Below are 14506 nucleotides of genomic sequence, written 5' to 3' on the forward strand. Positions count from 1 at the left end.
GCGAAGAACCCGGAAGCCAGGCGTGTGGCGACGACGCTTGCCGCATTGGGCGCCGGCAATGCGGCCCTGGCTTCCGGGTTCGTCCTACGGACGCCCCGGAATGACGGCTGAACGTCCCCTCAGAACTCCTCCCAATCCTGACTGACCGCCGTCGCCGCGCTTGCGCCGGCGTAGGCGCGGATGCGGGCGCGTTCGCGGGCCAGGGGGATGGGGCCGGCGCCGCGCGACAGGTCGTGGACGCGCGGCGGGGCCTCGCCCGTCTCGAACCGTTCGACCAGTTGCGCCAACTGGTCCGTCTCGGTCTTCAGGCTGATGGCCGCCGCCGTCGTCTGTTCGACCATGGCGGCGTTCTGCTGCGTGACCTGATCCATCTGGTTGACGGCGCTGTTGACCTGGCTGAGGCCGGTCGCCTGTTCCTGGGCCGAGGCGGCGATTTCGGAGACCAGGGCGTCCATCTCGGCCACCTTGACCACGATGGCGTCCAGCGCCGCGCCGGTTTCGTGGACCAGCCGCACCCCGTGCGACACCTCCTGGCCCGAGGTGGTGATCAGGGTCTTGATCTGCTTGGCGGCCTCGGCCGAACGCTGGGCCAGGGCGCGGACCTCCGACGCCACGACGGCGAAGCCGCGCCCCGCCTCGCCCGCCCGCGCCGCCTCTACCCCGGCGTTCAGCGCCAGAAGATTGGTCTGGAAGGCGATCTCGTCGATCACGCCGATGATGTCGCTGATCTGGGTCGAGCTGCGCTTGATGCCGTCCATGGCCGCCACGGCCTGACGCACCACCTCGGACGAACGATCCGCCTCGGTGCGGGCCCCGGCGGCGGCGGTCGAGGCCTGACGGGCGCCGTCCGCGCTGCGTTTGACGGTGGCGGTGATCTGATCCAGCGCCGCCGCCGTCTCTTCCAGACTGGCCGCCTGCTGTTCGGTGCGCCGCGACAGATCGTCCGAGGCGCTGGAGATTTCGCCCACCCCGCCGCGCAGCACCCCGATGGCCCCCAGCGCCTGGCCCAGCGTCTGACGCAGGCTTTCGACCGCCGCATTATAGTCGTCGCGCACCCGCACATGCGCCCCCTCGACCGGCGCGTCGATCCGCGCGGTCAGGTCGCCCGCCGACAGCCGCGCCAACACCCCGGCCAGGGCCTCGACCAGCACGGTCTGGGCCTGTTCCGCCGCGATCCGCTGGGCCTCGCGCCGGGCCGCCTCCTGCTCCTGTTCGGTGATGTCGATGGCCAGTTTGATCACCTTCACCGGCCGCCCGTCGGGGCCGAAGACCGGGTTGTAGGAGGCTTGCAGCCACACCTCGCGCCCGCCCTTGGCCAGCCGCCGAAACTTGCGCGCCAGGAACCGGCCGGCGTTCAACTCGCGCCAGAATGCGACATAGTCGGGCGAGGCCGCCTCGACCGGATCCATGAACTGCCGGTGATGGGCGCCCCGGATCTCGTCCAGGCTGTAACCCATGGTGGTCAGCAGGTTCTGGTTGGCGTCGATGATCACCCCATCCAGACTGAACTCGATCACCGCCTGGGATCGGCCGATAGCGGCCATCTTGCCGTCCAGATCGGCCAGCCGGTCCTGCATCTGCACACGCGCTCGATGCTACTTTGCGAACATGGTCCCACCCCTTCGCGATCAGCGAGTCCCCGCTCGCCTCAGTTGCAGGATTAACACCTGAATTGGTTTCGGAAGTCTTTCGCCCATGAGTTGCATACCGTACACAACTCGCGTTGCTGCAAAGGTTGGAAGGCGGTCGAACTTCACGGGTCGTTAACCACGATGGCGCATCTGATCGGGGTCTGTTCCTGGGGTCGTCCGCTTGCGCAATCTCGTCGCCGCCGTCGAAGCGATCGATCCGCTGGTCGTCACCGGCAAGGTCGCGGGCGTGTCCGGCCTGCTGATCGAATCGCGCGGCGGCCTGTCGCGTCTGGCGGTCGGGGCGCGGGCCGAGATCGGGCGTCGCGGCCATGATCCCCTGCCGGCCGAGGTGGTCGGCTTTCGCGATTCCAAGGCCCTGCTGATGCCGTTCGGACCCGTAGAGGGCGTGGCCCCCGGCGCCGACATCAGGATCATCGAGACGGCCGCCAGCGTGCGCCCGACCACCGCCTGGCTGGGCCGGATCATCGACGCCTTCGGCCAGCCGATCGACGGCAAGGGGCCGTTGCCGCAGGGGCCAGCGCCCTATCCCTTGCGCGCCCCGCCCCCGCCCGCCCATTCGCGCGGCCGCGTGGGCGAACGGCTGGATCTTGGCGTGCGGGCCATGGACGTCTTCACCACCACCTGCCGGGGCCAGCGCCTGGGCATCTTCGCCGGGTCGGGCGTGGGCAAGTCGGTGCTTTTGTCCATGCTGGCCAAGGAGGCGACCTGCGACGCCGTGGTCGTGGGCCTGATCGGCGAACGGGGCCGCGAGGTGCGCGAGTTCGTCGAGGAGACCCTGGGCGAAGAGGGGCTGAAACGCGCCGTCGTCGTGGTCGCCACCTCGGACGAGCCGGCCCTGAAACGCCGCCAGTCGGCCTATATGACCATGGCCATCGCCGAGTTCCTGCGCGACCAGGATCTGGAGGTGCTGTGCCTAATGGACAGCGTCACCCGCTTTGCGATGGCCCAGCGCGAGATCGGTCTGGCGGCCGGCGAACCGCCGACCACCAAGGGCTATACGCCGACCGTCTTCACCGAACTGCCCAAACTGCTGGAGCGCGCCGGTCCCGGCCCGATCCGGCCCGACGGCACGACGGCTGCGCCCATAACCGCCCTGTTCACCGTTCTGGTGGACGGCGGCGACCATGACGAGCCGATCGCGGACGCCGTGCGCGGTATTCTGGACGGCCACATCGTCATGGACCGCAAGATCGCCGAGCGCGGGCGCTTTCCCGCCATCGACGTGCTGAAATCCGTCAGCCGCACCCTGCCCGGCTGTCAGACCCCGCCCGAGCGCGAGTTGAACAAGCGGGCGCGCCAATGTCTGTCGGCCTATGCGAACATGGAGGAGTTGATCAAGATCGGCGCCTACCGGACCGGCGCCGACCCCATCGTGGACCGGGCCATCGCCCTGAACCCCGCGCTGGAGGATTTCCTGGGTCAGGACAAGGACGACGCCACCCGTCTTTCCGATTCCTTTACCCGGCTGGAAGCAATCCTGAACATGGGAATGGTGCAGGGGTGAGAAGTGCTAGTGAGCGAGAAGTGAGCGCAGACGTGGACGCTTCGACGTCCCGGCTCACCCCTTGCTCACTCGCACGCCTCACCTCCGCCCCGGCCTCCATGCCCACCCTCAAGAAGACGCAGTGACCTCATGACCGCTTGGGCTCAATCCCTGATCCGCATCTCCAACTACGAGGTCGAGACGCTGCAGAAGCGCCTGGCCGAGATCGCCGAACGCCGCGCCGGCGCCGAGGTCCGCATCGCCGTTCTGGACGCCGAGGCCGAGGCCGAACGCGACCGCGCCCGCCTGGACGCAGAGGCCGGTCTGATGCTGGGCGCCTATCTGAACGGCTGGAAATCCCGCAAAGCCCAGGCCGAAGGCGACCTGTCGGTGCTGGACGCCGAGGAAGCCGGCGCGCGCGACGCCCTGACCGGCGCCTTCGAAGAGCTGAAGAAGTTCGAACACGTCGCCGAGACCACACGCCTGAACCAGCTGGTCGCCATCGCCAAGCGCGAAACCGCCGCCTTCGACGAACTGGGCCTGCGGAAGCGTGCGGTCTAGCAGCCGACAATCTCCCTCCCCGACCCGGCGAGGGTCGTCGCGCAGCGACGGGGCGGGGGCGGCCCGTCAGGGACGCAACTGCCAGATGCCAGACAGGCTAGTGGGGCGTCGCCCTGCCGTCCCCACCCGACTTCGGCTGCGCCTCAGCCACCCTCCCCGTAACGGGGAGGGAAAGCCTTGACCCCGACCCGCCGCGCCGTCCTCGCCGCCCCCATCGCCCTCGCCGCCTGCGATCGCTTCGCCTCGGCGGAGCCGACGCCGCCGACCGTTCCGCCGCTGAAATCCGTCGCCCCCGCCCCCTTCGGCACGGCGATCAAGGCCAGCCAGATCGACGACCCGGACTGGGTCGCTCTGGCCCGCGCCAACGTCTCCCAGCTGACGCCGGAGTGGGAGATGAAGATGGAATACATCCTGGCCGAGGGCCTGGACCAGCCCAACTTCGACCGCTCGGACCGCATCGCCGCCTTCGCCCAGGCTGAGGGCATGGCCCTGCATGGCCACACCCTGATCTGGTACGCACAGGGCGAACAGGCGTTCGCGGGCCTGTCCGGCGCCGCCTTCGACCGCGCCTTCGACGGCTATATCGCGACCACGGCCGGTCGTTATCGCGGCAAGGTCCGCAGCTGGGACGTGGTCAACGAGCCGATCCTGGACGACGGCTCGGGGATGCGCGACTGCCACTGGAGCGCCCGTTACGGCCACGACGGCTATATCCTGCGCGCCTTCGAAAAGGCCCGCGCCGCCGATCCGCAGGCCCTGCTGTTCCTCAACGACTACAATCAGGAAAGCGTGCCGGCCAAGGGCGCGCAGTTCCTGAAACTGGTCGAACGGCTGCTGAAGGCCGGCTGTCCGCTGCAGGGGCTGGGGCTGCAATCCCACCTGTGGATCGACATCAAGCCGGGCGTCATCGCCGCCTTCATGCGCGAGGCGGCCCAGTTCGGCCTGCCGATCCATGTGTCGGAGCTGGACTGCACCCTGCGCACCGAGGACCGGCTGGACTTCCGCAGCCAGTCCGAACGCCTGACCGCCCAGGGCGCGCGCGTGACCGAACTGGCCCAGGCCTTCGCCGCCCTGCCTAAGGCCCAGCAGTTCGCCTTCACCGTCTGGGGCCTGAGGGATACCGACAGCTGGTATCGCCAGGGCGAAAAGGACGACGGCAAGGACAAGCCCCTGCCCTTCGACAGCTTCGGCCGCCCCAACCCGATGGCGGCGGCCCTCGCTGCGGGGTTCAGGACGCCCGCCTGATCGGAAGGCGGCCGGTCGTCCGGCGACGGCCTGGCGTTATTTCGACGGCGTGCATCCGCAAGGCCCCCTCGCCGCCTCTTGTTGAAAGCGTCAGCGTGGCGCGTTCAGGAGAGACCGCCTTGCCCCATTCGCCCGTCGCCCGACGCACCACCGCCCGCCTGCTGTTCGCCGTCGGCACGCTCGCCCTCGCCTTCGGTCCCCTGGCGGCAAATCAGGCCAAGGCCCAGGACGTCGGGCGCATGGATCAGGTCGTGCGCGCCTCCAGCGACGCCGACGCGTTTTCGGGCGCCGTCCTGGTCGCGCGCGACGGCCGCATCCTGCTGGATCAGGGCTACGGCCTGGCCAATCGCGAGTGGAACATCCCCAACGACGGGGATGTGAAGTTCCGCTTGGGGTCCCTGTCCAAACAGTTCACCGCCGTCGCCGTCATGCTGTTGAACCAACAGGGCAAGCTCGACCTGGACGCGCCGATCAAGACCTGGCTGCCCGACGCCCCGGTCGCCTGGGACAAGATCACCCCGCGCCATCTACTCAGCCACACGGCGGGCGTGCCGAACTTCACCGCCCTTCCCGACTATCAGGATTTGAAGACGCGACCGGCGACGCTGGAGCAGTTGATCGCCCGGTTCCGCGACCGCCCGCTGGACTTCGCGCCCGGCTCGCGCTTCGCCTATTCCAACTCAGGCTATGTGTTGCTCAGCGCCATCGTCGAGGCGGCCGGCGGCCAGAGCTACGCCGACTTCGTGAGCGCCAATCTGTTCCAGCCGCTGGGCATGAACGACAGCGGCTATGACCGCAATGAGGTCGTCCTGCCCCGCCGGGCCTCGGGCTATGCGCCGGGCGCCGACGGGGTCGTCAACGCCGACTATGTGGACATGAGCATCCCGACCGGCGCCGGCGCTCTGTATTCGACGACCCACGACCTGCTGAAGTGGGAACAGGGTCTATTCGGCGGCCGGCTTCTGAACGCCCAGTCCCTGACCGCCCTGACGACGCCCGTTCGCGACGGCTACGCCATGGGCCTGATCGTCAGCGAGGCCGATGGCCGCCGCCTGGTCTGGCACAATGGCGCCATCGAGGGCTTCAACACCTATATGGCCTATGATCCGGGTGACCGGACGGCCGTGATCGTGTTGGGCAATCTGAACGGCGAGGCGCCGGACAAGCTGGGCGCGGCCCTGGTCGCCCTGGCGCGCGGCGGGACCGTCACCCTGGCCAGCGAGCGCCGCGCCGTCGCCCTGTCGCCCGAGGCGTTGAAGGTCTATGAGGGCGTCTACGCCCTGTCGTCCGCCTTCGCCCTGACCGTGTCGGTCGTGGACGGCAAGTTGACGGCCCAGGCCACGGGCCAGAAGGCGTTCGAACTGACGGCGGAGGCCGAGGACGCCTTCTACCTGACCGCTGTCGACGCCCAGATCACCTTCACCCGCGACGCGACCGGCGCCGTCGATGGGCTGGTCCTGCACCAGGGCGGTCGCGACATGCCGGCCAGACGGCAGTAGGCGAAACGCAAAAACGCCCGCCGTTTCCGGCGGGCGTTTCAGCATCTCAGGATCGAAAACCGATCAGGCGGCGACGGTGACGACGCTCTCGGACGGGTCGCGCAGGACGTAGCCGCGGCCCCAGACGGTTTCGATATAGTGTTTGCCGTCGGCGGCGGTGGCCAGCTTCTTGCGCAGCTTGCAGATGAAGACGTCGATGATCTTCAACTCGGGCTCGTCCATGCCGCCATACAGGTGGTTCAGGAACATTTCCTTGGTCAGGGTCGTGCCCTTGCGCAGCGAGAGCAGCTCCAGCATCTGATATTCCTTGCCGGTCAGATGCACGCGGTGACCGTTCACCTCGACCGTCTTGGCGTCCAGGTTCACGGCGATCTCGCCGGTGTGGATGATGGCCTGGGCGTGACCCTTCGAGCGGCGGACCACGGCGTGGGTGCGCGCGATCAACTCGTCCTTGTGGAAGGGCTTGGTCATGTAGTCGTCGGCGCCGCCGCCGAACGTCTTGACCTTGGTTTCGATCTCGTGGCTGCCCGACAGGATCATGACGGGGGTGTTGACCTTGCTCACGCGCAGCTGGCGCAGGACTTCCAGGCCGCTCATGTCCGGCAGGTTGAGGTCAAGAAGAATGAGGTCGTAGTCATAGATCTTGCCCAGATCGATGCCTTCTTCGCCCAGGTCGGTCGTGTAGACGTTGAAGCCTTCCGACTTCAGCATCAGTTCGATGCTTTGGGCAGTTGCGTGATCGTCTTCAATCAACAGGACGCGCATTCGTGCCCCTCCAGGCCATAGCTTTGCGGTAACCACCCTGGCACACGGCCGGGTAACCTTGTTCGCAGGTTAAGACGTGAAAACCTTAAGAAGGGTTAACGCCATTCGATTGAGTCGAATCTAGGCTGATTTGCGAATCGGCGTCGAGTGGGCGGAGTCAACGATTCGAAAATTATTAACCATGTTCCCCGCGCCGCCCGGCGCGACGCGGACGACGCCCCGACCCCAGCCAGCACATCGCCCGCCCCACAACCCCAAGGCGGTTAAGGCGCCACGACCGATTTTGACGTTGGATAGGCATTTATTCCTATCGCAGGGTCGAGGCGCCTTATGGTGTCGGCGTGGGTTCAGAAGAACAGGGAGGCGTTCGCCGTGGAAGACTATATCGTGCCGGTCAGCGAGGAGGATCGGATCAAGGCCGGGCTGGCCATCCATCTGGTCGCGGCGCGGACGGGGGCGCGGCCGTCGCAGATGATGGGCCGGGGCCGGATGCATCCGCGCACGGCCCGGCCGCGCTGGGTGGCCATGTATCTGTCGCACGTCGCCTTCGGCTGGACGCTGGAGCGGGTCAGCCACGTCTTCGGGGTCAACCGCGCCAGCGTCGGCGCGGCCTGCCGCTGGGTGGAGGACGAACGGGACCGGCGCACGCTGGACGACCTGCTGAACGAGCTGGAGACCTGCATCCAGGCCCTGTATCAGCCGCCCGTCCTGGACCTGGCCCGATGAGCCGGATCGTGGAGCGGGCGCGCAACCTGATGACCCGCCCCGGCGCCTGGCTGGCCCCCAGCGGCGACGGAGGCGGCGGCTATGCGCTGCGGCTGTCGGCGGATCGGCGCAGCCGGATCAGCCTGAGCCTGAACGAGGCCGAGTTCAGGGCCCTGATCGAACGGCCCGGCCTGCGCGCCCGGCCCGGCGGCGGGTGGCAGGCGCGGGCCGAAGGGGAGACGGCGGCCCCGCCTCCCCCCGGCCGACCGGGGGTGGTCCTGGGCGAACGCGACCTGATCCAGCCGGACGGACGGGTGGCGCGGCGGGCGGCCAATCTGGGCGAAAGCCCCATCGCCTGGCTGGCGCGGCGAAAGGACGTCTCGGGCCGCCCCTGGCTGACGCCGGCCGAGGCGGCGGCCGGGGAGCGTCTGCGGCGCGAGGCCGAGTTCGCCCTGCGCGGCCCGTCCCTGACCATGCGCTGGGACGCCCTGCCGACGTCGGGCGCCGGAACCGCCGCGCGGCTGGAGCCGAGCGACCGCGCCCTGTCGGCCGGGCGCCGGGTGGAGGCGGCGCTGGCGGTGGTCGGCCCGCGCCTGCGTCCGATGCTGAACCGCATCTGCATCCATGGCGACAGCCTGCAACTGGCCGAAACCGGCCTGGGCCTGCGTCGCCGCCAGGGCAAGACGGTGCTGAAACACGCGCTCCAGGCCCTGGCCGAACACTATGGGATCGGGGTCTAGCGCGCCGATACGCGATCAATCTGGCCCACAATCGTCATTCCGGGGCGTCCGAAGGACAAACCCGGAACCCCGGGCTTCGCATCCGGCATCAAAGGCGTCCAGCAGCGTGAGCGTGGCCCTGGGTTCCGGGTTCTTCGCTGCGCTCAGCCCCGGAATGACGGTCTTCGGCTGACTTCGGTTTGGACCTAGAGGTATTTCATCCAGGGCTGGCCGCTGGTCCGCTTGATCCGGGCGAACCAGCGGCAGGCGAACCAGCAGGGGATGGCGACGACGGCCGCCAGCGCCCAGAGCCAGCCTACGCCCGGCACGGCGAAGCCATCGCCCTGATTGGGCCCGAGGACCGCCAGCGCCGCCAGTTGCAGAAGATGCAGGCCGTAGAGGTGGATCAGATAGAAGAACAGCGGCGCCGCGCCGAACACGGCCAACAGGCCGACCAGCCGATCCGACGCCCGCTCCAGCCCCGCCAGCAGCAGGGCGCCGACGCCCAGGGTCAGCAGGATGAAATCGGCGGACGGCGGATATTTGGTCAGATTCAGCACGCTCATCGCCGTCTGCAACGGCGTCGCCTGCACGGTCCACGGGGTGGGATCGCCATACAGGTTGATCGCGCGCAGGACCGCGAACAGGGCCAAGGCCGAAAGGCCGGTCGCCGCCAGACGCTTCAGCCGCACCCCTTGCGGCCCCGCGAACCAGGGACCGACGCCATAGCCCAGGGCGATAACGCCGATCCACGGCAGCAGGGGATAGGAGGTTCGGGCCTGTTCGACGCCTAGCCCCAACCCCGACAGGTCGATGAAGCCCCGGTCGTGCAGAATGGCCCATATCGCATGGCCCGGCTGACCCGGCTGCAGGCTGATCGTGTCCAGCAGATTGTGGCCCAGGACGATCGCAAGACCGACCGCGATCAGGGCCGGGCGCGGCAGATACGCCAGCCCCGCCAGGGCGATCATCGACAGGCCGATGACCCAGATCACCTGCAGATAGAGGGTCTGCGGCGTCAGGGAGAAGGTCCAGGCGAAACTGACCACCGTCAGCTCCAGCGCCACCAGGAACAGGCCGCGCTTCAGCAGAAAGCCCGAGGCGGCCCGCGCCCGGTTCCCGCCCGCGGCGGTCTTGTCCGCATAGAGCCAGGCCCCCAGGCCGGTCAGGGCGACGAACACCGGGGCGCACAGGTGGGCCGACAGCCGGGTGAAGAACAGGCCCGGCGTGGTCGTCGAAACGTCCATCGGGTCCGAGACCTGGGCGTGGATGAAGAAGAACTCCCGCGCATGGTCCACCAGCATCAGCAGGATCACCAGCCCCCGCAGGGCGTCGATGGAGCGGATGCGCCCGCCCACGCCGGCGGCGATGCGGGATCGGGCGAGGGCGCGGGACGGGGCGGAAGGCGAAAGCGTTGCGGCGGTTGACAGCATCATGCCGAAACGGATAGCCGATATATTATAACGTTTCAAACGGAGCCTGACTTGTCCCTGCTTTCGAGCTGCGCCGGCGCCTGCCTGCTGGCCGCCGCCCAACCGCCTGTCGCGCCTGCGCCGGAGGCGGCGGTCGAACCGGCCGCCTTGAGCGAAATCGTCGTCTTGGGCCGCCGCGCGGCGCCGCGCGACCGCACCCTGGGCGCCGGGCGCGACACCGAGACCATGTCCCCGTCCAGCCGCTCGATCGAGAACGACCTGATCCTGGCGGTCGGGGCCACGCGCCTGGCGGATGCGCTGGAGCTGGTCAGCGGCGTCAGCCAGCAGAACAATCGCGGCGGGGTGATGGACAACTTCGCCATTCGCGGCTTTCTGGGCACGCCCGACGGCGGGGCGGAATATTACGTCGACGGCTTCCTGGCCAATCGCGGCATGGCCCCGCCCCGCGACCCGGCCACGGCCGAGCGGATCGAGGTGCTGAAGGGCCCGTCCGGCGCCCTGTTTGGCGACATCGATCCGGCCGGGCGGGTCAATCTGGTTTCCAAGACGCCCCGGTTCGCGACAGAGGCGGCGTTCACCGGAACTGTCGGCTCCTTCGGCCTGCGGCGCGGCGAGCTGGACGTCACCGGCCCGGTGACCGAGACCCTGGCCGGGCGGCTGATCCTGGCGGGCGAGACCAGCACGGGCTGGCGCGACAATGTCGGGCTGGACCGGACGGTGGTCGCGCCGTCCCTGACCTGGCGGCCCAATGGCGATCTGCGCCTGACCTATGTGGGCGAGTTCACCACCTTCACCACTCTGTTCGACCGGGGGATGCCGGCGATCGGCGGCGACGCCCTGGCCCTGCCGGAATCCAACTACTACGGCGAGCCGGGCGACGGCCCGACCCGGTTCCGCAACGAACGGCATCAGGTCACGGGCGAATACGCCCTGAACGGCGCTTGGAGCCTGAACGGCGGGATCGCCTGGCGCGGCGGCTCGTTGCGCGGCCTGTCCAGCGATCAGTCGCGCCTGGTCGGCGACCAGCTGTGGCGCCAGCGTCGGGGCCGCGACTTCTCCGTCGAGGACCTGTCGGCGCGGCTGGAGGTGCGGGGCGCTGTCGCGACCGGCCCGGGCGTCCACAACCTCGCCTTCGGGCTCAAGGGCTACAAGCTGACCTATGGAGAGAAGTGGCTGCGGATCAATCCGACGGCGGCCAACCCCTATCCGATCAATGTCTTCGACCCGGTCTATGGGGCGGTCCCGGCGCCCACGCCCCTGCCGTTCACCGACAATCTGGAGACGCGCGAGGTCGTGACCCTGTACGCCCAGGACCTGTGGGAGGTGAACGACCGCCTGAGCCTGTCGGCGGGCCTGCGGCTGGACGACTACAGCCAGCGCATCCGCAACAACCGCACCGGCGCCGTGGGCGAGGCGGCGGACACGCCGTTCGACTATCGCTTCGCCGCCCGCTACCGCCTGACCGACAACGTCACCGCCCACGCCAGCTATGGCCGCTCCTTCGTGCTGAACTCGGGCACGGGGCGCGACGGCGCGGGCTTCGCGCCCGAGAAGGGCCAGGGGTCCGAGATCGGTCTGGCCGGCGCCTGGGACGGGCTGGACCTGGCCGCCACCGTCTTCGACATCGAGAAGTCGAACATCCTGACCACCGACCCGGTCGATTCCAACTATCTGGCCCCGGTCGGCAAGCTGACCACGCGCGGGATCGAGCTGGACGGCTCGCTGAAGATCGACGACGCCTGGCAGGTGGTGGCCAACTACAGCTGGACCGACGCCAAGGCCGACGACAGCCGGTTCGCCAGCGACGCCGTGCTGAACGTGCCCGAACATTCCGGCTCGCTGTTCGTCATCGGCCGGTTCCCCACCGCCCACGGCACGGACTGGTCGGTGATGGCGGGCGCGGCCTATGTCGGCGACCGCGCCGGCGCCCTGACCGCCGATCCGGTCAGACTGCCCGCCTATTGGAAGGCCAAGGCGGCGCTGGACTATGGGCTGACGCGCCAGGTCACGGCGCGGGTCGAGGTCGACAACCTGTTCGACGAACGCTACGCCGCCAGCTCCTACAGCGCCCTGTGGATCTTCCCCGGCGCGCCGCGCAGCGTTAGGGCGTCGCTGAGGATCGCGCTGTAAGCCTTCACCCCGCCGCCAGCGCCGCCTCCCTGATCCGCCCCACCATGCTGTTCAGGCCGTTGGCGCGCTGGCGCGTCAGGGCCGAGGGCAGGCCCAGGCGGTCAAGCGCGGCCCTGGCGTCGAAGGCCAGGATTTCGGACGGCGTGCGCCCGGAATACAGTTTCAGCAACAGGGCGATATTGCCCTTGGACAGGGCGCTGTCGCTGTCGGCGGCGAACCACAGGCGCCCGTCCGCAGCCGTCACGGCCAGCCACACCTGGGCCGCGCAGCCCGGCACCTTGTTGGCCTCGACACGGTCGGCCTCGTCCAGCGGGGCCAGCCCCTTGCCCAGTTCGATCACATATTCGATCCGCTGCTCCCAATCGCCCAGCAGGTCGAAATCCTCGGCCAGTTCGGCCAGGGTCTGATCCAGGCTGTCGGTCGGGGGCGTGGGGTCGCTTGCGGTCATGGGCGCTGGATAGGCCGCCGCGCCGTTAACGACAACCGGCCGTTTTGTCCCCCGATATTCATGGTGAACGCCGCGATGGGGTTCGCCTGAGGGGGGAGCGGCCTCGCACCGACTCAAGGCGGGGACTAATCTGGGATCAGACAGAACACCGGCCCGACCGATTGACACCCTTCCCTCGCCACAGCTTCCAGGACGACCCGCGCCCGCCGCCGCATGACGCCCGGTCGGGCGCGCCGCTGGTGGCCCTGTGGCACGCCGTCTGGGCCGTGGCGGTCAGCCTGACGGCCCTGTCGGCCCAGATGACGGGCAGTCTGCATAACGGACCGCTGGCCGCGCTTCTGATCATGGCCCTGCCCGGGGTGCTGGGGGTGGCGCTGATGGTGCGCGACACCCTGGCGCTGCGGCTGACGATCATGGTCGCCTGGCTGGTCGCGGCGACGGCGGCGGCGGGCCTGACCGGGGGCGTCACCGGCGCCCTGCCCGGTCTGGTCATGCTGCCGCTGGCGGCGGGCGTGGCCCTGGATCACGAACGCGACGGCCGCGACGGCCTGACCTGGCTGGGGGTGGGCGGCGTGCTGCCGCCGCTGTTCAGCGGCCTGACGTCCAGCTGGTTGAACGGGCCGGAGGCGCAGGAACCGCTGCTGGCCGCCGCCTCTGCCTTTCTGGCCCTGGGCGCCGTCGGATCGGCCCTGCGCCTGACCTGGGGCCAGCGTCGCCGCCGCTTGGTCGAGGCGCAGGACCAGGCCGACCGCATCGCCGCCCTGCTGCACGACCAGCCCGGCCTGACCCTGCTGCTGGAGCCGTCGGGCCATGCGGTCGCGACGTGGGGGGCCGCCCCGCCCGCCCTGTCGGTTCCGGCCCTGATCGACCAGGGTCTGGTGGCCAGCGCCCATGCGCCGGACCGGCCGGCTGTCTCCGCCGCCCTGTCGCGCGCCCTGTCGGGCCAGCCGGCCGAGGTGCAGTTCAGCCCCCGCAGCGCCCTGGACCGCCGCGTCATCCTGATCGTCGCCCCCTTCCATGATCGGGCCGCCAGCCGCCCCCGCCTAATCGCCCAGGCGTTCGACGGCACGGCCCAGTTCGCCCGCGAACTGGGGCTGGAGACCGCCCGCGTCGAGGCCGAGGCCCAGTCCGCCGGCAAGACCCGCTTCCTGGCCAATATGAGCCACGAACTGCGCACGCCGCTGAACGCCGTGCTGGGCTTCGCCGACATCATGCGCCAGCGCCTGTTCGGCCCCATGCCCGACCGTTACGCCGGTTACGCCGACGCCATCCACCAGGCGGGCGGCCACCTGCTGGACCTGATCAACGACGTCTTGGACCTGTCCAAGATCGAAGCCGAACGCTATCAGCTGGCCGTCGCCGAGTTCGATGCGCGCGACGCCGTGTCCGCCGCCGTCGCCCTGGTACGGCTCCAGGCCGACGACAAGGGCGTGGATCTGGCCGCCGTCCTGTCGGCCGAGCCATTGAAGGTGCGCGCCGACGCCCGCGCCCTGAAGCAGATGGCGCTGAACCTGCTGTCCAATGCGGTCAAGTTCACCCCGGCCGGCGGCTCCGTCACCCTGACGCTGGACGCGGACGGCCCGGACCTGGAGCTGGCGGTGTCCGACACCGGCGTCGGCATCGCCCCCGAAGACCTGAAACGCCTGGGCCGCCCCTTCGAACAGGCCGGCGGCGCCGACCAGAAGGCCCAAGGCACGGGCCTGGGCCTATCCCTGGTCCGCAGCCTGACCGAACTGCACGGCGGCCGCATGACCATCGACAGCACCCTAGGCGAAGGGGCGGCGGTGATGATCCGGTTGCCGGTGATGGTGGTGGGGGGCGAACAGCCCGAGGCGACGCCCCGTCGCATCCTCGCCGAGACCTGAC

General features: G+C 69.3%; 12 protein-coding genes. 8 read left to right on the forward strand and 4 right to left on the reverse strand.

What is annotated here, in order from left to right:
* Positions 1-119 precede the first annotated feature (119 nt).
* Complete coding sequence (locus B3Z70_RS01155; RefSeq protein ID WP_292022664.1) at positions 120-1577, reverse strand: methyl-accepting chemotaxis protein; 1458 nt, start codon at positions 1575-1577, stop codon at positions 120-122.
* A gap of 235 nt (positions 1578-1812) precedes the next feature.
* Between B3Z70_RS01155 and fliI the strand changes: the two genes are divergently transcribed.
* The 4 genes from fliI to B3Z70_RS01175 all read left to right on the forward strand — a co-directional run bounded on the left by fliI (position 1813) and on the right by B3Z70_RS01175 (position 6440).
* On the forward strand, positions 1813-3156 hold the full coding sequence (gene fliI, locus B3Z70_RS01160) for a flagellar protein export ATPase FliI (protein ID WP_292022651.1): 1344 nt from the start codon (positions 1813-1815) through the stop codon (positions 3154-3156).
* A gap of 129 nt (positions 3157-3285) precedes the next feature.
* Positions 3286-3696, forward strand: a complete 411-nt coding sequence (locus B3Z70_RS01165; RefSeq protein ID WP_292022649.1) for a flagellar export protein FliJ — start codon at positions 3286-3288, stop codon at positions 3694-3696.
* A 177-nt stretch (positions 3697-3873) separates the two neighbouring features.
* Positions 3874-4941, forward strand: coding sequence for an endo-1,4-beta-xylanase (locus tag B3Z70_RS01170; RefSeq protein ID WP_292022647.1), 1068 nt, complete (start codon positions 3874-3876; stop codon positions 4939-4941).
* Between the two features lie 95 nt (positions 4942-5036).
* Complete coding sequence (locus B3Z70_RS01175; RefSeq protein ID WP_292044457.1) at positions 5037-6440, forward strand: serine hydrolase; 1404 nt, start codon at positions 5037-5039, stop codon at positions 6438-6440.
* 63 nt (positions 6441-6503) lie between these two features.
* Here the strand turns inward: B3Z70_RS01175 and ctrA are convergent, their stop codons facing one another.
* Positions 6504-7205 carry a response regulator transcription factor CtrA gene (ctrA, locus tag B3Z70_RS01180; RefSeq protein WP_292022643.1) on the reverse strand — a complete coding sequence of 234 codons (702 nt, stop codon included), beginning with the start codon at positions 7203-7205 and terminating at the stop codon, positions 6504-6506.
* A gap of 372 nt (positions 7206-7577) precedes the next feature.
* Here ctrA and B3Z70_RS01185 point away from each other — a divergent pair, with 372 nt between their 5' ends.
* A complete protein-coding gene (locus B3Z70_RS01185; RefSeq protein ID WP_292022641.1) occupies positions 7578-7931 on the forward strand; it encodes a chromosomal replication initiator DnaA in 354 nt (117 codons plus the stop codon).
* The gene (locus B3Z70_RS01190; RefSeq protein ID WP_292044459.1) at positions 7928-8650 is read left to right on the forward strand and encodes a DUF6456 domain-containing protein; all 723 of its coding nucleotides are present in this window, start codon (positions 7928-7930) and stop codon (positions 8648-8650) included. Before B3Z70_RS01185 ends, B3Z70_RS01190 begins: the two co-directional genes overlap by 4 nt.
* Before the next feature lie 185 nt (positions 8651-8835).
* On the opposite strand, the gene B3Z70_RS01195 is transcribed toward B3Z70_RS01190, so the two are convergent.
* Entirely contained in the window at positions 8836-10065 is a 1230-nt protein-coding gene (locus B3Z70_RS01195; RefSeq protein WP_292044461.1) for a DUF1624 domain-containing protein, read from the reverse strand.
* A 48-nt stretch (positions 10066-10113) separates the two neighbouring features.
* Here B3Z70_RS01195 and B3Z70_RS01200 point away from each other — a divergent pair, with 48 nt between their 5' ends.
* Positions 10114-12192, forward strand: coding sequence for a TonB-dependent receptor (locus B3Z70_RS01200; RefSeq protein ID WP_292044463.1), 2079 nt, complete (start codon positions 10114-10116; stop codon positions 12190-12192).
* Positions 12193-12196: 4 nt separating this feature from the next.
* On the opposite strand, the gene B3Z70_RS01205 is transcribed toward B3Z70_RS01200, so the two are convergent.
* Positions 12197-12640: a SufE family protein gene (locus tag B3Z70_RS01205; RefSeq protein WP_292020234.1), complete on the reverse strand. Its 444-nt coding sequence runs from the start codon at positions 12638-12640 to the stop codon at positions 12197-12199.
* A gap of 161 nt (positions 12641-12801) precedes the next feature.
* Here B3Z70_RS01205 and B3Z70_RS01210 point away from each other — a divergent pair, with 161 nt between their 5' ends.
* Complete coding sequence (locus tag B3Z70_RS01210; protein ID WP_292020235.1) at positions 12802-14505, forward strand: sensor histidine kinase; 1704 nt, start codon at positions 12802-12804, stop codon at positions 14503-14505.
* Position 14506: the final 1 nt, after the last annotated feature.

Source organism: Brevundimonas sp. UBA6550, assembly GCF_002434505.1.
Classification (GTDB): domain Bacteria; phylum Pseudomonadota; class Alphaproteobacteria; order Caulobacterales; family Caulobacteraceae; genus Brevundimonas.